16 protein-coding genes are annotated in these 17,964 nt (G+C 67.1%); 8 read left to right on the top strand and 8 right to left on the bottom strand.

Annotation, left to right across the window (positions count from 1 at the left end):
* The first annotated feature begins 64 nt into the window (after nt 1-64).
* The 3 genes from ACFTS5_RS10420 (at nt 65) to ACFTS5_RS10410 (ending at nt 6,585) form a co-directional block, all read left to right on the top strand.
* On the top strand, nt 65-3,595 hold the full coding sequence (locus ACFTS5_RS10420) for a CHAT domain-containing protein (RefSeq protein ID WP_378629607.1): 3,531 nt from the start codon (nt 65-67) through the stop codon (nt 3,593-3,595).
* Nucleotides 3,596-4,219: 624 nt separating this feature from the next.
* On the top strand, nt 4,220-5,317 hold the full coding sequence (locus ACFTS5_RS10415; RefSeq protein ID WP_378629604.1) for a polyprenyl synthetase family protein: 1,098 nt from the start codon (nt 4,220-4,222) through the stop codon (nt 5,315-5,317).
* A complete protein-coding gene (locus ACFTS5_RS10410; RefSeq protein WP_378629602.1) occupies nt 5,314-6,585 on the top strand; it encodes a hypothetical protein in 1,272 nt (423 codons plus the stop codon). The genes ACFTS5_RS10415 and ACFTS5_RS10410 overlap by 4 nt, the downstream gene beginning before the upstream one ends.
* Nucleotides 6,586-6,788: 203 nt before the next feature.
* Here ACFTS5_RS10410 and ACFTS5_RS10405 read toward each other — a convergent pair whose 3' ends face one another.
* The 3 genes from ACFTS5_RS10405 to ACFTS5_RS10395 all read right to left on the bottom strand — a co-directional run bounded on the left by ACFTS5_RS10405 (nt 6,789) and on the right by ACFTS5_RS10395 (nt 8,250).
* A complete protein-coding gene (locus tag ACFTS5_RS10405) occupies nt 6,789-7,247 on the bottom strand; it encodes a hypothetical protein (protein WP_378629600.1) in 459 nt (152 codons plus the stop codon).
* A 75-nt stretch (nt 7,248-7,322) separates the two neighbouring features.
* Nucleotides 7,323-7,766 (bottom strand): GNAT family N-acetyltransferase, encoded by a 444-nt coding sequence (locus ACFTS5_RS10400; RefSeq protein WP_378629598.1) that lies wholly within the window; start codon nt 7,764-7,766, stop codon nt 7,323-7,325.
* Nucleotides 7,767-8,112: 346 nt separating this feature from the next.
* Nucleotides 8,113-8,250 (bottom strand): hypothetical protein, encoded by a 138-nt coding sequence (locus ACFTS5_RS10395; protein WP_378629595.1) that lies wholly within the window; start codon nt 8,248-8,250, stop codon nt 8,113-8,115.
* A 136-nt stretch (nt 8,251-8,386) separates the two neighbouring features.
* On the opposite strand from ACFTS5_RS10395, the gene ACFTS5_RS10390 reads away from it, so the two are divergent.
* On the top strand, nt 8,387-8,572 hold the full coding sequence (locus ACFTS5_RS10390) for a hypothetical protein (protein ID WP_378629593.1): 186 nt from the start codon (nt 8,387-8,389) through the stop codon (nt 8,570-8,572).
* A 167-nt stretch (nt 8,573-8,739) separates the two neighbouring features.
* On the opposite strand, the gene ACFTS5_RS10385 is transcribed toward ACFTS5_RS10390, so the two are convergent.
* Entirely contained in the window at nt 8,740-9,363 is a 624-nt protein-coding gene (locus ACFTS5_RS10385) for a TetR/AcrR family transcriptional regulator (RefSeq protein WP_378629591.1), read from the bottom strand.
* Nucleotides 9,364-9,438: 75 nt separating this feature from the next.
* On the opposite strand from ACFTS5_RS10385, the gene ACFTS5_RS10380 reads away from it, so the two are divergent.
* On the top strand, nt 9,439-10,650 hold the full coding sequence (locus tag ACFTS5_RS10380) for an oxygenase MpaB family protein (protein WP_378629590.1): 1,212 nt from the start codon (nt 9,439-9,441) through the stop codon (nt 10,648-10,650).
* A gap of 25 nt (nt 10,651-10,675) precedes the next feature.
* Here ACFTS5_RS10380 and ACFTS5_RS10375 read toward each other — a convergent pair whose 3' ends face one another.
* Together ACFTS5_RS10375 and ACFTS5_RS10370 are read right to left on the bottom strand one after the other, a co-directional pair.
* The gene (locus ACFTS5_RS10375; protein WP_378629588.1) at nt 10,676-11,788 is read right to left on the bottom strand and encodes a saccharopine dehydrogenase family protein; all 1,113 of its coding nucleotides are present in this window, start codon (nt 11,786-11,788) and stop codon (nt 10,676-10,678) included.
* A gap of 420 nt (nt 11,789-12,208) precedes the next feature.
* Nucleotides 12,209-12,640 carry a pyridoxamine 5'-phosphate oxidase family protein gene (locus tag ACFTS5_RS10370; RefSeq protein ID WP_378629586.1) on the bottom strand — a complete coding sequence of 144 codons (432 nt, stop codon included), beginning with the start codon at nt 12,638-12,640 and terminating at the stop codon, nt 12,209-12,211.
* Between the two features lie 231 nt (nt 12,641-12,871).
* Here ACFTS5_RS10370 and ACFTS5_RS10365 point away from each other — a divergent pair, with 231 nt between their 5' ends.
* Nucleotides 12,872-13,651: a hypothetical protein gene (locus ACFTS5_RS10365; protein ID WP_378629583.1), complete on the top strand. Its 780-nt coding sequence runs from the start codon at nt 12,872-12,874 to the stop codon at nt 13,649-13,651.
* Nucleotides 13,611-14,096 (top strand): cytochrome P450, encoded by a 486-nt coding sequence (locus ACFTS5_RS10360; protein WP_378629580.1) that lies wholly within the window; start codon nt 13,611-13,613, stop codon nt 14,094-14,096. Before ACFTS5_RS10365 ends, ACFTS5_RS10360 begins: the two co-directional genes overlap by 41 nt.
* 24 nt (nt 14,097-14,120) lie before the next feature.
* On the opposite strand, the gene ACFTS5_RS10355 is transcribed toward ACFTS5_RS10360, so the two are convergent.
* Nucleotides 14,121-15,503: a glutamate decarboxylase gene (locus ACFTS5_RS10355; protein WP_378629578.1), complete on the bottom strand. Its 1,383-nt coding sequence runs from the start codon at nt 15,501-15,503 to the stop codon at nt 14,121-14,123.
* A gap of 333 nt (nt 15,504-15,836) precedes the next feature.
* On the bottom strand, nt 15,837-16,400 hold the full coding sequence (locus ACFTS5_RS10350) for a TetR/AcrR family transcriptional regulator (protein WP_378629576.1): 564 nt from the start codon (nt 16,398-16,400) through the stop codon (nt 15,837-15,839).
* Between the two features lie 149 nt (nt 16,401-16,549).
* Between ACFTS5_RS10350 and ACFTS5_RS10345 the strand changes: the two genes are divergently transcribed.
* Nucleotides 16,550-17,923: an FAD-dependent oxidoreductase gene (locus ACFTS5_RS10345; protein ID WP_378629573.1), complete on the top strand. Its 1,374-nt coding sequence runs from the start codon at nt 16,550-16,552 to the stop codon at nt 17,921-17,923.
* Nucleotides 17,924-17,964: the final 41 nt, after the last annotated feature.

Below are 17,964 nucleotides of genomic sequence, written 5' to 3'. Positions count from 1 at the left end.
TCGAACCTCCTGCTTGGTGATTCGGATCACGCTACCGTGGACCGAACGGGATCGGGGGCCGCGCGTGTACGACGACATTCGGTCGGTGGTCGAGAACTTCGCCGACACCGGTGACATCGGTGCGCTGCTGGCCGCGGGCCTACCGCCACCGCAGCAGTGCCCCGCGAATCTGTTGCCGCACCTGGCCCGAGCGCACTGGCACCGGTTCCAGGCGCAGAGCGGGTTCGCCGGTCTGGTCGACCGGGAGATCGCGGCCGCCATCGCGGGTACGTCAGGGGATCTCGCCGTCGCGAGCGTCATCGCCATGCCGCAATACCGGGCGCTGAACGAGGCACGCGAGCACTTCCAGGTCTACCAGGACCGTGACTCGCTGGTGCTGTTCGCGAACGCCTGTACGACGGTGATGAACGCACTGGACGACGCGCGGATGAAGGCCGCGCTCACCGCCGATCACGCCACATTGCTGCTCCTGCTCGACGAGCACGACGGTACCGACACCTACCGCGAGACCGTCGTCAAAGGGCTGAACTGGACGATCGCGCACACACCTCGCGATGATCCGCAACGCGCCCGCAGGCTGGTCGATCGCGCCCGAGCACAGGACAATGCGGGCCTGTCGCCGGGCAAGATCGTCGCCGACTACCGGGCCGCGGCCCAACTGGCGTTGCGGGAACGCCCGGTGTGGCGCGACGTCGTGATCGAGCTCGCCCAGTACGAGTTCGATCTCTACACCGACGGTGGAGCGCCCATCCACCTGGCCGGTGCGCTGGTCGCATGTCGTGATCTCGCCGACGCGTTGGAGCGCGACTACGGCGACACAGCGAGGGTGCCCGCGCTCGAGCAGCTCGAGCAAGAAACGAGCAGGGAGATCGGTCCCGACATCGCGCGATTCCTGATGACCTGCCATCGCGATCCGCGCGCTCTGCGGGCGCAGTACGACCTGGTCGAGAGCCTGCGGCGGCAGCCGGTCTCCGGTGATGTGCTGGTGCGGCGACGTGACCAGGCGTGGGTGCTGGCCGTCGGGCTGCCGCTGGACCACGCCGAGCGGCCGGCCGCGCTGCTGGATCTCTACTACGCGCACAACGACCTATGGGATATCGGCGGCGACACCGAGGCGATCACGCTCGCCTACGACGCGGTGACCGAAGCGCTGCTCACCACCGCACCGGACCACGCACTGCGAGCGCGGCTGCTGAGGGCACTCGCCCACTGCGCGAGCACCGTCGCGATGGCGACCGGCTCGCGCGACGAAGCGAAGCTGGCGGTCGACGCCGCCCGCGCCGCGCTGAACTTGCCGGCCGCCGACGACGATCAGCGAGCCCTCCGGCTCTCCGCACTGGCGTCCGCGCTGATCACGCAATGCCGAGTCGGCTCCAGCCCCGCGGCGGGTCGCGAGGCTGTCACCGTCGCGGAGCAGGCCCTCGCGCTGACCCCACCGGGCGACCCGAACCTCTCGCTGCGCTGGTCGACCCTGTCCAGGGCGGCCGAGGAGGTCGCCGAGGCCGGTGATCACGCCATGTTCACCACAGCTGTCGACGCGGCGGCGTCGGCGGTGTCCACCATGGCGACAGACGATGTGCGCCGGGTCGGCATGCTCTACAACTACGCCGGTGCCGTACAGGCCCGGGCGGTCAGCACCGATGCCACGCATGCGGAACCGTTCCACGAGGCCGAACGCGCCTACCGGGCGGCGCTCGCGCTGGTGGGTCCCGATCACCCTGACGTGCCGCGCATCGAAAGCACCATCGCCGACGTGTTGTATCACCGGTACCGGCAGTGCGGTGATCTCGGCGCGCTGGAGGACTCGCTCGCGCTCGCGGAGAAAGCCGTCGGTCAGACCCCGGGAGACCACCATTGGTGGCCGTTGCGTGCGTTCGCCCTCGCGCGCTCGGCCCGTGCGCTCGCCACCTTCGGCGGGCCGGGGGCCGATCGGTTGCGCGAGCTCGCGATCACCTACTACCGGGCAGTTTCCGGCCACCCCGCCACCAGCACGCGGCATCGGATGATCTGCGAACAGGCCCACGCCGCGATGTTCGCCGAGGCGAACCCGGCAACATGGCTGGACGCGCAGGAACGGGTGATCACCGCCATCCCCGCCACGGTCAGCCGAGCGTTGTCTTGGGTTCACCGGGTCGAGGCGGCCCGGCAGCTGCACGGCCTCGCCGACCGGGTGGTCGACGCCGGTGTGCGGTCGGGTCAGCTCGACCGAGCCCTGGAACTGGTCGAACGGTGCCGCGGCGTGCTGTTCGGTGACGCGTGGGGTATCCGCCGCGGCTGGGCACGTCTCGGCGAGACGCAACCCTCGCTGGCCGAGGAGCTCAGCGAGGTCGAGCGCGAGCTGGCTGAGGCCGACGGATACGCCGACCTGACGTTTCATATCGAAGTGGAGTTCAACGGCCGGATCTCTTCCCGGGACTGGGACCCGCGACCACAGGCCGTCGAACAGATCCGGCAGCTCGCGATGCGGCGGGACCGGCTGCTCGCGCAAGCGCGGACGGTGCCGGGGTTCGAGGATCTGCTGGTGCCGCCGAATCTCGAAGTCCTGCGCACGCGCACGGCCGGGCACACCGTGGTGATCGTCAGCGCCCAGGGCAGCGCGCTCGTGGTTCCCGCCGACTATCGGGAGCCTGTCGAGGCTGTGTCGCTGCGGCAGATCACCGAGACCACCGCCCGCGCCCAGGTCCGGCGGTTGCGAGCAGCGCTCGCCGAGGTGAAGGACCCGGCGTCCTCGTTCGACCGGCGTGAGCAGGCCCAGCTGGAGGTGCACGCTGTGCTGGAATGGCTGTGGACCACCACGGCGCGGCCGGTACTGGACCGGGTCACGGCGCAGCGGCTGTGGTGGTGCCCGATCGGAATCATGGCCCAGTTGCCATTGCACGCGGCGGGCAGACATCGCGAGGATGCGGGGCAGACGGTGTTCGACCGTGCCGTCTGCTCCTACACACCGTCACTGACCGCTCTCGCCGACACGTTGAGCACACCCCGGCCGCGCCATGCCCGCCATACCGCGCTCATCGTCGGTGTCGGCGAGTGCAACGGCGTATCGGTGCTGCCGAGCGCCCGCGCCGAGGCCGAGGCGGTGGCCGGACTGGTGCCCGGGTCCACTGTGCTGATCGACGCCGCCGCCGACCTCGATGCCATCAAGCGGGGGCTGCACGAGCACGCGATCGCCCATTTCGCCTGCCACGGCCGGGCGGTCAGCTCGGCGAAGCATCCCGACCAGGGGGGACTGGTGCTCAGCGACGGGATGTTCGTGCCCTCGTTCGTGCACGACCTGCGCACCACGCGGGCACAGCTGGCGTTCCTGTCCGCCTGCGACACCGCGGGCCCCGACCCGGCTCTGCTCGACGAGCCGCTGAACTTGGCGTCGGCGTTCCACCTCGCGGGCTTCCGCGGGGTCATCGGCACGCTGTGGCACACCGCCGACAGCTCCCAGACCGCCGAGGCGGTCTACGCCGCGCTCACCGCGCACGGCACCCGGGCGCCCGACACGGCCGAGGCGGCGACTGCGCTCACCGAAACGTTGCGCAGCATGCGCAACGCCTATCCGGCCGTGCCGGCCAGGTGGGCCGCACACGTCCACGTCGGTGATTGACCTACCCACAGTTGGTGCAACACCTCGATTTCGGCTCGTGTCCCGGCTACGCGCATCCTCGTCGTCGACTCCTGGCCGCGTCCGCTGCGTCCAGACTCGGGTAAGTCACTGTGGCACAACACTATTCGATCAAGTATCCGAAGGCACGCACGGGCGTGGGACGTCGAAGGTGCCCTCTGGAACGAGGCCCCGCTCCGGTCATGGCCGGGAAACTGGGCAGAAACCCACAAGATCGGAGATCGACGCCGTGGAGTCTCACGAAGCGCCGAATGTCCTGTGCGGCAACGTGATCGACGCCGTAGAATTGTCGGCAGAGCGACGTCGCTCCCTTCGACGACCGGTCGCCGGACAATGGCGTTTTCGTGAACGGTCCGAGTGCAGGTGTTTGCCGACCGTACCCACATCGTCCCGGTCCCGTCGACGTGACCATCCACGGATCGTGACGTCCGAATCTCACTGTTTCAGCGCAATATCAGATCTACGGGCCACGACGCTACGTCTCTGTCGTTGCGGCAGACAGTAGCTGTGGCAGGACGCCGACGACTCCGCCTGAATCGTGCCAGCCCCCAGCGAACCATCAGCGGATCTCACCGCCCTATGGCCGCACCAAAGGAGTTCAGCGTTATGGACAATCCCGCGCTACCCGAAGTCCGCCGTCACGACGCTCGTCCGGCAGGTAACCCGCAGCACCAGGGCGAACCGGTCGCGCTGATGCTCAGACATCCGAGTGTGACTCAGCCGGTTGCCGAGTACCAGGGCTCCGCAACGCACGAACTTCTTACGCTGGTCAACGCGCGCCTGTACGAAATCCTCATCAGCGGTAAAGGTTTCGACGACATCGGCAGGCACGTCCTCACCACTCCTGGCAAGCGCGTGCGCGCACGCCTGGTTCTCGCGAGCGCAGGACTGCTTGCCCCCGTCGGGTCCGAACCCAGTCGCGCCGCCCTCGATCTGGCCTGCGCGATGGAGATGCTGCACGAGTCCTCGCTGGTGCACGACGATATCTGTGACGGATCGTTGCTACGCCGCGGCGCGACGTCGGTACCCGCCGCGTTCGGCGTGCGCATCGCGGCCAGAGCGGGGTTCCACATGGCAGGTGCCGCGGTGCAGGTGATCGCTGAGGTGCTTGCCGACAACCCGAGAATGTCCGCGTGCCTGGGGGAGGTGCCCGGTGTGACGTATTCCGACGGGCTGTCGGATCTGTCCTTCGGTCAGCTCATCGAAATGCTGCCGCCCGCGGTCGATGCGACCGCGCTGCGCCGTCATTACCGACTCGTCGCCGGCGCCAAGACCGGCACCTTGTTCCGATTGTCGTGCTCCTACGGCGGCACCGCCGGCGGTGCCGATCACGATCGCCTGCGGGCGCTGATGACATACGCCGATGAGCTCGCACTCGCGTTCCAGATCATGGACGACGTCCGTGATGTCGAGGGCGGTCCCGAGCTGGGCAAGGACGCAGGGGGTGACCTGGAACGACGGGTTCCGACCTGGCCGGTGATCGAATGGCTCGACATGCGCGCCGGCGCGCGGGAGATGTGGCTATCCGCGGACACCCCGAGCGCGATCCTGCAAAGCGACCTGATCGACAGCGGGGCCACCGCAGCCGCGCGGGCGGTTGCCCTCGACGCCACACAGAAGGCGAGCGCAGCACTGAACATCTTCCCGCCATCGCCTGCTCGCGACGACCTCCGTGCACTGCTACAGGAAGTGATCACCCGATGAGGCAGACCAGAATCGGATCGCTCGCCCATGGATTTCGACACCTGCGCCGCGCACCGGACATGGCCGCGCTACGGGCTGCCTCCTCACCCGAGGAGCTGGCCCGGCTGGCACTGATCCCAGCCGGTCGTAACCTGGGTATCGCGGTGAGCTTTTTGCCCACCCACCTGCAGGCAGAGGCCACCGCCGCCCTGCTGGCCTGCCGAGTTCTGGACGCCTTCGAGGATCTCAGCGATCGCGCGATCGCGAGCTGTTCCGTCCTGGACGCCGCGGACTACCTCACCGGCAACATCGACACCAAGCCCGCCGCACTGCCTTCGGTCAGCACAGAAGCCCGCGACAGCGAAGCGGTCGACCGGCTCCTGGCCGAGCGTATCGGCGACATACGCGCTCTGCTCGTCGCGCTGTCGCCGGCCGGGCGCAAGCGTGTGGGCGCGGTGGTCATCGATGTCGCAGCGGTGATGGCCCGCAATATCGACTCGCCGCTGTCGCGGGTCGCCTACAGCGAAGGTGTGCTCGGCCGGGTCACCTACTACGCGTGTGAACTCGCCTCCGAAGCCGTTGTGCCCGAGGCGGATCTGCGCGAACTGGCCAGCTGTCTCGCCATCATCGCTCAGTCCGCCAACGACCTGCGCGACAACGAGCTCGAGATCTACGGCGTCGCCGACCGCGACGAACTGAAGCGGAAGGTCATGCTCCAGCTCCTCGTGCCGGCACTGGGCGGCTTCGCCCTGCTGGCCAGGCTCGGTCCCGCCACCCCGAGTTTCGGTGCGCGGGTGGCGATGGCGCACATGACCATCACCACGACGGCTTTCCTGTGCGGGGCCGTCGACGCGCCCCCGCCCTTTCGGCGCAAGGTCGGCGCCGCGCTCCTTGCGGCGTCCTCGTCGAGGCACTGGACCACGATGCTGGATCGGGTGCGGCGAAGTGTCGACGTGGCGGTCCATCGAATGCTGGACGTCTCATCGGAGTTCGCCGACGCGACGAACAAGGCGACCGAGGCGCTCGTTGTGGGCGACCCGCTGTCGATGCCGACCTCGCTGGTGCCGCTGATCGTCGACACCACCTTCGCCATGGTGCAGACCCTGCCCGAAGGTGCGCTGACCGGCGAGCTCACCGACGCCGAGGTGCGCACCATGTTGATCGCCGACCACCTGGCTTTCAGCGCGATGGAACGGGTGCCACCACACGACCCCGAAGCGCTACAGGCCCTCGCCACACAACTCCAACTCGGCGCGCTCGATACCAGCGTGGGCGGGCACAACCGGTAGACCGGCGCACCCGCCACGCGCGCGCCGGATCGGGTAGGACCGCACGGAGGGAGTGGTTCACCGGCGTTGCTGGATCACTCTCTACGGCAGTGTTTTTCGCTATACAGCCAGGGTGGCGGGCGGGTACTCGAGCAGCGCGACACGGCGGGGGAGCGGCTCCGGTCGGAAACGTCTGACGTTGCCGCCCGCGCGGCGCGGTCGAACTACTGATCAGACGCTGACGGGCACCTGGCCAGGATATCGTCGCGCCACTGTGTCGAATCGCGTACGTACCACGCGGCGCTGTCATCGTCGAAGTTCACACGGACCAGCGGGCGACCGATCGATTTGCCGGCGTGGGACTGCACGAGATCCACGGCGGTGATCGATGCGAGCGCGACCTCGAGTGCGTCCTCCGATCCCGCTCGGCGAAACCACAGTCGAGTATCGGTCAGCACGAGCGCGCCGTTGCCGCGCACCTGCCTCCCGCCCTTCGAGGCGCTGCCGAAGTAGTTGGCGACGGGGTCACTGCGCACGATTTCCCCGGGTGCAAAGTTCGCCGCGATGGCCGCCTCGGCTGTCCGGCGGATTGCGCGCAGGATGAATCCGGTGATGAGTGCGATGGCCGCGAGCGCTACGACCACGATGACGATGATCGCGAAGACGATCGAGCCGACAGCCATGGGCGCAGTGTAATGCTCGACGGCACTCGTGTCGGGAAGAGCGATATTCGGCAATCAGCTTGCCGTAGCCGCACGTTAGTACATTCCTGTCGGTGCGGGGACGGGCTCCGACTTCAACGTCTTCGCGAAGGCTCGGTTGAAATCAGGTCGACCTGGCACATAGGGCGGGATCGGTGTGTATCCGGCCGAGGCGTAGAGGCGCATAGCGGCCCGGTTGTACGAGCCGGTCTCCAGGATGATCCGGGCGACGCCGTGCTCGAACGCGAACTGTTCTAGACCAGAGAGGACGAGTCGGGCCACCCCGCGTGCGCGATGGTTCGGCACCACGAACATCTTCCGGATCTCGGCTGCCCGCTCGACAAGCGATGACGTGCGGAGTCCGCCGCAGGCGACCGGCTCGCCTGCGATGTAGGCGACGATGAACAACCCTCGATGAGGTTCGTACTGCGCTGGTCGATCGAGATTCGGGGGATCGTCGAAGCCGACTATCGACCGACGTTCTTTGGCGTACTCCGTCATCAGCTGGACGGAATCCGGATGGTCGAACCGACTTGGGATGAGCGTTGTAGTTCCAGCGGTCTCGGAGACTTGCCGAGCGCGCTTCACGGGTGCAGTAAAGGAATTGGGTGGCGATGCCCCGGTACCGGGCTCAGGGTGCGACGGCATATCGATGTTTATCCCACATTCGAGGTCGTCGCCCGAAGTGATTGGACTTGGTCGGTCTGCCGAACGCAGGTAGTGGCTAAGGCACGTCCCAGCTGGCACGGTCCTCGACCGGGTTTCCGAGGCCGACGAGCACCAACCTGGACAAGACGCTCGTGGCGACCCCGCGTTCTGCCGTGGTTGCCTCATCAGGACGAATGCATCACTCGCGTTCGCAGCCGATTCCGTCCCCGTCGCGGTCGAGGTCGTAGACGTCGGGCCCGATCACCCGCACACGCCCCGTGTATTCAGGTCCGTTGCCGCTGCCGCTCGCGCAATCGACGTCGCTGGCTATGGGCACGCAGGGTTCGTAGGAAGCGTGGCAATTGGCTGCGGATTCTGGCGCCCAGTTCGGGATTGGACTCGATGATGTCCGGGAAGGAACCGTGGGCAGCGGAGGAAGCGGCAGGGGTGCCGGTCCGGGCGGGACGGCCACTGTGGTCGATGGCAAGGGTGCCGGGGAGCGCGGAGCCGAGGAGGCGGGGGAGCTGCTCGTCACCGGGCTGATGGTGCTGAAGCCGGGTGGCACGCCGCGCTCGGCAGGATCGGTGCTGCTTCCGCATCCGACGAGAACGATCGCACTCAGCAGCGATACCGCGGTCGCGGTGGGGCTGGTGAGGTGATCCATGGCGAATCCTACGGTGAAGAAGTCTGTACCCGGGATATCGGTCGCTGACCAAGCGCTGCTACATCTGGAGCGGATCTGAGGTTCGCCGGCCGAAATGGCATTCCTCGGGGTTCCTGCCTTGTTCGTCTCGCCGGACGTGGAGCTGTTCGACCGCGCCGACTGTCAGGGCGCTCGGTTCACCACGGCTAGTGCGAGTTCGGTGCAGAGGGCGGCTACTTCTGTGGTCGGCCGACCGGGGTCGGCCAGCCAGGTCGCCACCAGCTGGTTGATTCCGCCGACGACGAAAAGTGCTTCCTGGCGCCGGATCTCCGGATTCGCGGGGGTATCGAGGAATTCCGCGCTGTACTGCATCACGAGGTCGGTAACGATCCCGACGGCACGGGAGCGCAACTCTTCGAGCCCTGCGACGCTGCTGGTATCGCTGGTCATGATGCGGTGGATGCTGGGGTCGTCGGCGATCGTGTCGAGGTAGGTCGTCAGTGCCCGCAGGAGTTTGCGTTTCAAGGTGCCCGGCTCGGCCTGGCTCGCGTCGACGAGGGTGGTGAACAGCTCCTCCTGCACCTGCTCGGCGACGGCGAGGACCAGTGCGTCTCGGGTGGTGAAATGTTCGTAGAAGTAGCGCGGGGTCAACCCCGACGCGGCGCACACGCGGCGCACGGTGACTTCGCTCGGGCCGGCCTCGCCCCAGATCTGGCGACCCGCGGCGAGGAGTTTGTCGCGGCGCTCGTCACGTCGATTCGCCGCGCTGATTCCCCGGTAGGACCGGACCACCTCTGCGCGCGCCATTGACAGGACTTTAGCAGCCGACCTATTTTGGATATCAGTCGTTATCCACAATGGAGCGCTCAACGAGGAGTGTCGATGACCACCGTTCCCACCCGTCACCCGGGTCGTCCCCACCGCGTCCCGCCCCTCGTCGGTGGCTTCGCGGCGATGCTGGGGGTTCACCGCCCCGACTCGGCGCAATGGCAGCGTCTCGGCGAGGGCCTGCTCGTCGGTGACGACGCGATGGATCGGCTGGTGGACTGGATGGTCGCCACGGACTCGAAGCGCATACGCCCACTGTTCGATCGAGCGCTCACCGACGGCATCGCTGCGGTGCCGGAGGCGCCGGATCCGCTGCGGGAGTTCTTCCTCACGATCGAGACTGTTCCGGCGTGGGTCGATCACGACAAGCTCGTGCGCGGGGCCAAGGTCCTGCTCACCGGCGGTTCCGACGGCATGTACGTCGCGCGCGACGTCGCCATGCTCGGCGGCTACCAGTTCTCCGGCTTCAACAAGACCCTGTTGCGCACGGGAGCGCTGGAAAAAGGCTCCAATCAGCGGTGGGCCGAGACGATGCAGTGGGCGATGGATGTCCTGTCCGAGGACGGTTTATCCCCGCTGGGTCTGGGATACCGATCCACGATCCGGGTGCGGCTCATCCACGCCTTCGTCCGCAGGCACGTGGCTGCCATGCCGGACTGGCGGACCGAGGACTGGGGCCTGCCCATCAACCAGACGGATATGGCGGCCACGCTCGTCGGCGCCTTCATCGCCCCGGCGATCGGTGGGATGGGCCTGGGCCTGCTGCTGACCCCTGCCGAAACTGACGCTGCCGCGCACCTGGTCCGCTACGTCGGCTGGCTGCTCGGTGTCGAGGAACAGTGGCTGCCGCACTCCTTCCGAGACGGCGTGCGCGTCCTGGTGCACACGCTGTCCGCCTTGGCCGACCCCGACGAGTCGACCCGTCAACTCGCGGTGCCGATGTCACGAGACCCGTTGTCTTGGAACTATGACCGGCTGCCCACGATCCGGCGCCGCCTTGCCTATGCCCAGCATCTGTCGGTGACGGGGACTTTCCTCGGCCGCCACACGATGCGTGCGCTCGGGCTGCCGACGGCGATCGTTCCGTGGTACCCGGCGATCCGAATCCCGGTCAACGTCGCGCGCTCGGTCACCCGGCTGTTGCCCGGCGGACTCGACCGTGCGGCGACTCGCGGTGCGCGAGAACAGGATCGGTTCATGGGGACACTGGTCAGCGCGGGACCGACCGTCGGCGCGGCGGCCGCGCGACTCACCCACGCGGCCTAGCGCTGCAACGCGGTGGCGGCCGGTGTCAGATTGCCTTCGGCTCGATGGAGGGGCCCGGGTGAGGCGACCAGCCGGCGTCGCGGGCGGCGGTGTACAGCGCGTCCAGGCCGAACGCGTCGACCGGGCCGAGCGCGCCGGAGCCGAGGAGACCGCCGCCCAGTGCGGTGTCGGCGGCCCAGGCCAGAATCGCCGCGGTGAAATCGTAGGGATCGCCGCCCTTCAGGGTGACGGTGGCCAGCGTCGTGCCGGTCGCGTCCTGAGCTTCGGCGACCACCCAGGTGCGGTTGCGGCGGCGAGCTTCGGCGTCGGGGCCTCCGGTCGACCCCTTGACGGTTCGGGCCAAAGCCTCGTCGAGTCCGCGCTTGAGTGCAGGCACCTGTGCGACGACCGAGGTCAGTCGTGAGCCGACGCGCAGCGTCTGTGCCGCGAGCGGCGGCAAGCCGAGGAACACATCGACTTCTCGCAGGTGCGGGTGCGAGCGCGTCAGCGCGAAATGCTCCGACCCGGGAATCGATGTCCCCGTCCGGCTTTCGCCGGCGACATCGAAGGAACGCAGACGCGCCCCGGTGCGCTCGGTGACCACCTGTCCGGAGCGCAGGGCGAAGCCGGGCTCGAACAGCATCCCCGCCATGGACGCGCGGGTACCACCGCTGGTGCCGGGACTTTTCATGAAGTAGCCGACGTCGGCACGCACCGCGGTGGGAGCCTCGCGCAAGGCCAGCCCGGCCGCGAGATTGCCCGGCACGTAGTCGAACCCGAACGCGGTGAGCAGCCCCGCACCGGCGGCACGGGCCTGGTCGTCGTGCTCGAACACGGTGCGGATGAAGGGCCCTTCGCCAGTGGAATCGATGTAATGCGCGCCCGCGGCGATCGTTGCGGCCAGTGCGGGGCCCCCATACCGCAGGAACGGCCCGACCGTCGTCACCAGAACATCGCCGCGACCGAGCAGGGCCCGCACCGACGCGGGGTCGGTGACGTCGGCGACGGCCGTCCGGCAGCCGCCGAGTTCGGCGCCGAGCTTCTCGAGGGCTGCCCCGTTGCGTCCCGCCAGCACGGGCGATGCGCCGCGTGCGGTGAGGGCTTCGGCCGTCAGGCGTCCGGTGTAGCCGGTTGCCCCGAACAGTACAATTTTCGGCATCGCCGCGTCTCCTCATGGTTGGCCACTTGCCAACGCTACCGGTGCGGGCCGTGCGGGGTTCGGTCCACGAGCTAGGGAAGATCGCCACCTCTACATCGCCGCGGTAACCGGCGGTGTGTACCCACCGGCCGATGGTTGCGAAGTCGATGAATCCGTCGGCCAGCGCAGTGCCATCGGCATAACGCTGCGATATTGCGATATGTGCATTAAAATATGTACAGCCACAACCCAGATGCCAGGATCGGCATAGATGGTGGGGGAAGAGAGCTGTGGAGAAGGCTCGCCTTCACCGGTTGGCTGACCTGTCGAAGGTGCCGAACACGGCGGTCGCCGAGGCCGCGATCCCGTCAGGTCCCGTGAGCCCATCAGCGAGGTGCCGATGCACGGCGAGTGGATCATCGACCTGACGGGAAACAGCCGTCACATCATCGTGTATCGGCTCACGGCTTCGGGCTCGATGGTGATGCGCAGCCAGTCGGCGGCCCGCATCTCGGTGAGGTCGTCGGCTCGGCGTTCGTCATCGAGGTCCCAGTATCGCGCGGCCAGGCGGGAGAGCAGGTCATGCGCTCCATCGGGTGAGATGGTGGTGTGGCCGGCGACGGAAACCCAGCGCTCGCGCTCACCCACCGGGGCGGACACGACGAGCGAGGCGCGAGGGTCGCTTCGCAATCGCGAGACCTTCACCGAATCCGGGGCCGTGAACAATTGGATCGTGCCCTCGGCGGTGACCTCGAACCACACCGGCCGGGGCTGGGGTGGTGTGGGTCCGCCGGCTACGGACAGAAACCCGTAGAGGGGGCGTCCGAGGAACTCGATATCCTTGGCGGTCAGCGACTGTGCTTCCGTGCTCATCGTGGTCCTTTCCGAAGAGTCAGGGCAGGACCCTGGCCGTACTGGCGGAGGAGACCGCCGGGCGCCCGTAGCCCTTCCCGCGCGATGACGAGGCTACCGATCAACTTCCGCCGTCGGCGCCTCAATTCGTGCCCTGGATCGCCCAGACGAAGGGTAGGTTTGTACCGGGCGGGTGAAACTGGCTGCGGCACTGTCGATTACGGGCGTAGACCCTGGTGGAGGAGATTTCTCATGGAACCCATCGTGCTGGATACGACCGGTGCCGACATCCAAGGTGAGTCGGCACGCATTCAGCAGCGTGGCCCGGTGGCGCTGGTCGAACTGCCCGGTGGCGTGCCCGCCTGGTCGGTCACCGATCAGGCAGTGCTGCGGAGTCTGCTCGCCGATCCTCGGGTGTCGAAGGACCCCAGACAGCACTGGATGTCGTTCATCAACGGCGAGATCACCGAGGCGTGGCCGTTGCTGCCGTGGGTAGCGGTCGACAACATGTTCACCGCCTACGGGGCCGATCACCGCAGGCTGCGCCGACTGGTCTCCCCGGCCTTCGGTCATCGCCGCAGTACCGCGCTGCGTCCGCGGATCGCCGAGATCACCGAGAACCTGCTCGACGCGCTGGCGGCCACTCCTGCCGGCGAACCGGTCGATCTGCGAAGCGGCTTCGCCTATCCGGTGCCGATCCGGGTCATCACCGAACTGGTCGGCGTGCCCGAAGGGCTGGGGCCTGCGCTGCACAAGTGCGTGGACGGCTTCTTCGACGGCTCGTTCACCGCCGAGCAGGCTCAGGCCAACTACCTCGAAATGTATGGATTGGTCGGCGAACTCGTCGCCTACCGTCGTGCGCATCCTGGTGACGACGTCACCAGCGCGCTGATCGCCACGCGCGACGAGGACGACTCCGCGCTGTCGGAGAAGGAACTCGTCGACACCTTGATGCTGATCATCAATGCCGGTCACGAGACCACGGTCAATTTTGCTCGACCAAGCGATCGTCGCCCTGCTCACCCATCCTGAGCAGCGCGCCGCGGTGGCCGCAGGGCAGGTGTCGTGGGCAGACGTGGTCGAGGAGACGCTGCGCTTCCAGGCACCGGTGGCACACCTGCCCCTCCGATACGCGGTCGAGGACATCGACATCGCCGGGAAGTACCGAATCGGCAAGGGCGAGGCCATCTTGGCCTCCTACGTAGGCGCCAGCCGCGACCCGAAAGTGCACGGCGCCAACACCGCCGAGTTCGATCCCACCCGTGCCACCCGCGATCAGCACCTCGCCTTCGGCCACGGCGCACACCACTGCATCGGCGCATCACTGGCCCGGCTCGAAGCGGCTGTCGCGTTGCCTGCGCTGTTCGATCGGTTCCCTCGGATGAGCCTGGCCACGAGCCTGACCGAACTGGCGCCCGTGCCGAGTTTCATCTCCAACGGGCACGCCACTGTTCCGGTGTATCTGCACGCGGCGTGAGCGCAGCGGGGTGATTCGGGCGGGTCAGTGGGCGAACGGCTTCAGCCGGTCGAAGTATCCGTTGGGCTTGAGCGCGTCGAGGTGCCCGAGCGCGGCGGTGATGTCGTCGCTCAACGCCCTGGCCATGTCCGCCGAGAACCCTTCCCGCACCACGACGCGCAGCACCGCGATATCGGTGGCGTTGTCCGGCATGGTGTACGCGGGCACCTGCCAGCCGTAGGAGCGCAGCGCGTGCGAGACGTCGAACTCGGTGTATTGAGGGTCGCCCGACAGCCGGAAGCTGATCACCGGGATCGCCGAGCCGTCGGTGATCACCTCGAAGTGTCCGCTCTCGCGCAGCTGGTCGCCGAGCCAGCGCGCGGTCTGCGAGAGCGATCGCATGACCAGGCTGTAGCCGAATCGCCCGAGCCTGAGGAAGTTGTAGTACTGGCCGATGACCTGATTGCCGGGGCGGGAGAAGTTGAGCGTGAAAGTGGGCATGTCGCCGCCCAGATAGTTGACCCGGAAGACCAGGTCGTCGGGCAGAAACTCGGGGCCGCGCCACACCACGAACCCGATGCCGGGATACGTCAGCCCATATTTGTGGCCACTGACGTTGATCGACACCACGCGCGGCAGCCGGAAGTCCCACACCAGATCGGGATGCAGGAAGGGCACCACGAAGCCGCCGCTGGCCGCGTCGACGTGCACGGGGATGTCCAGTCCGGTATCGGCGGCGAGCTTGTCGAGCGCCGCGCAGATGTCGCTGATCGGTTCGAGTTCGCCGGTGAATGTCGTGCCCAAGATGGCCACGACGCCGATGGTGTCCTCGTCGACGTTGGCCAGCACCTGCTCGGGTGTTATGACGTAGCGGCCCTTCTCCATCGGCAGATACCGCGGTTCGACGTCGAAATAGCGGCAGAACTTCTCCCACACCACCTGCACGTTGGAACCCATCACCATGTTCGGTGTGCGGCCTTTCCACCCGTCGCCGACCTTCTCGCGCCACAGCCACTTCATCGCCAGCCCGGCCAGCATCACCGCCTCGCTGGATCCGATCGTCGATACCCCGGTGGCGCTGGACGGGTCGTCGTCGCGCAGACCCTCGGCATGGAACAGGTCGGCGACCATGCACACACACCGTTGCTCGATCGCCGCGGTCGCGGGGTACTCATCCTTGTCGATCATGTTCTTGTCGAACGTTTCCGCCATCAGCTTCTCGGCCTGTGGATCCATCCACGTCGACACGAAGGTGGCCAGATTCAGTCTGCTGCTCCCGTCGAGCATCAGTTCGTCGTGGATGAATCGATAGGCGACGTCAGGATCCATCGATTCCTCGGGCATCCGCAGCGCGGGTACCGGCGCCATCGACAGCCGCCCGGTGTACGCCGGGGAGACCTGAGGAACGTGAGTGCGCTTGCGCGACATGGATATCCCTTCGATTCAGTTCTGCCGACAGCAGTTCGGACATGAGTCAGGACGCGCGGTGGGAGAGGTCGGCGCCGAGCGGGATCATGTCGTCGCTCTCGGCGCCGGCCTGCTCACTGATCAAGACCTGTGAGGTGGTGGCCATGGTTTCGACGGTAGAGCCGGCGTCGATGGGTCCGTATCCCCCGTAACGGGTGAATCTCACCGAAGACAGGGCCTGTCGCTGTCCGGCACCAGCGCCACATCGATACCGGAATCGGCATGGTCGACGACGTACAGAAATGCGGCGATCACTGATACGGATACCATGATCCGTTGCAGCGTCGGATCGAATTAGCGGCTGATAGCCCGGGCTACCGCGTCGCCGACCTGCTCGTCGGTGAGGCTGCTGCGTTTGATCAGCACATGCGAGAGCACGGTGCGGACGGCGATCTCCGCCGCCTGTGCCGGTGTGACCGCCAGCGATGCGCTGTCGTCGCGGGCCGCCAGCAGTGGTGCGATGAAGGCGCCGACGGTTTCGATCAGGTTGAGCTTCGACCCCTCGTGCTCGATCGCGACATTGAGCAACCATCCTGGTTCCTGGTCGCGCAGTCGAGCGATCACCGGGTGTCGGCGCAGGTAGGGGATGGCAAAGACCACGGCATCTTTCGCCAGCTGCCGCACCGGCGTGAAGATGTCGATCTCCAGGTAGGCGGCGCTCATCATGCGGGCTACCTCGATTTTGCTGACGGCCGCGATGAGACCGTTCTTGTCTCCGAACTCACGGTAGGCGGTCGCGCGTGAGACGCCCGCCCGGCGAGCGACCGCGGTCAGCGTCAGATCATCCAGGCCGGTCTCGGCCATCATCGCCAAGGCCGTGTCCACGAGCACGGAGGACGACTGCGTCGCGTTGGTCATGCCGGTCATTCTTCCCGTTCCCGATCCGGGATGACACGACCGGTTGTGGCCACCTCAGTACTGAGACTATATTGGAATTCAGTCTCAGTTGTGGATCCCTGACTCGATCCATGAACAGGACTCGGAACAACGACGTTCGGAGGTATGGCATGCGGAGAATCGGCGATCACGCGGTCGTGTTGGGCGCGGGCATCGGCGGGCTACTGGCCGCTCGGGTGCTCAGTGAGGCCTACTCGACCGTGACGGTGATCGAGCGGGATGCCCTGCTCCCGGATTCCGAGGCGCGAAAAGGTGTCCCGCAGGGGCGTCATGTGCACGGGCTGCTGCCGCGGGGCAAGGACATCCTCGAGGAATTGTTCCCCGGGTTCGGGCAGGACATGCGAACAAGCGGGGTCGTCGAATGCGACGCGCTGCGCGAAGTCCGCTTCACCATGGCCGGCCGGACCCTCAAGCGAGTATCGACCGGACACAGAGCCTTTCAGGCGAGTCGCCCGCACCTCGAGCAGCACCTTCGCACGCGGGTCGCGGCGCTGCCCAACGTCACCATTCGGGACAGGTGCGATGCCGCGTCGCTCGTTGTCAGCGCCGATGGAACGCGGATATGCGGGGTCGCGATCGTGGACCGTGCGGACGGTGCGCGTGAAACCGTCGACGCGGACCTGGTCGTGGCATCGATGGGTCGAGCAGGCGTCGTCCCCTCATGGCTGGACAAGCTCGGCTACGACCGCCCAGCCGAAGAAGGCACCGCGATCGACATCATCTACCGCAGCGCCTTCATCCAGCTGCCGCCGAACGCACTGCCCCACGACAAACTGGTCACGATCGGTGTACGCGATCTCCCCCCGCGTGCCCTCGCCCTGTTCGCCGTCGAGGGCAACCGGCACATCCTGACGCTGATCGGCCACGACGGCGAGGAGCCGCCGAGGGACCAGGAAGGATTCGTCGACTTCGCCGCAGCCATCGCCCCGCCCGACGTGCTCGATGCCATCAAGAACGGTGAACTGCTCGGCGACATCTCGACCTTCCGCTACAAGGCCAACCTGCGCCGCCGCTACGAGCGCCTCGATCGTTTTCCCGAGGGACTGCTCGCGGTCGGTGACAGCCTGTGCAGCTTCAGCCCCGTCTACGGGCAGGGGATGACCGTCGCCGCGATCCAGATGGCCGTGCTGCGCGAGTGCCTCGCACGGGGTGGAGAGAATCTCGCCACCAGGTTTTACACGGCGGTCACGCCGGAGATCGACAACGCCTGGCAACTCACCGTGATCGCCGACGGCGCCATGCCACACGTCAGCGCCAGTGTCTCGTTGCCGGTCCGAGCCGCCGTGGCGGCGCTCGAGCCGGTACTGATCGCCGCCGAGCGTGACACCGCGGTCGCGACAACCCTGTACCGGGTGATGGGACTCGTCGACAAGCCCCGCGCACTGCTCTCGCCCGACATCGCCGCCCGCATCGCCGTTGCCAACGCCCGTGCGGCACTGGAAACCCTTGTCGGCACAGCGCTTTCGTCGCACAGTCGCCCCTGAGCGAGGGCGCCGAGGATCGATTCGTCCACCAGGGCACGTTC

The organism is Nocardia sp. NPDC056952, from assembly GCF_042674185.1.
In the GTDB taxonomy this organism is placed as follows: Bacteria; Actinomycetota; Actinomycetes; order Mycobacteriales; family Mycobacteriaceae; genus Nocardia.
Note: the sequence above shows the minus strand (reverse complement) of the source record. Positions and strands in the feature narration are given on the sequence as shown.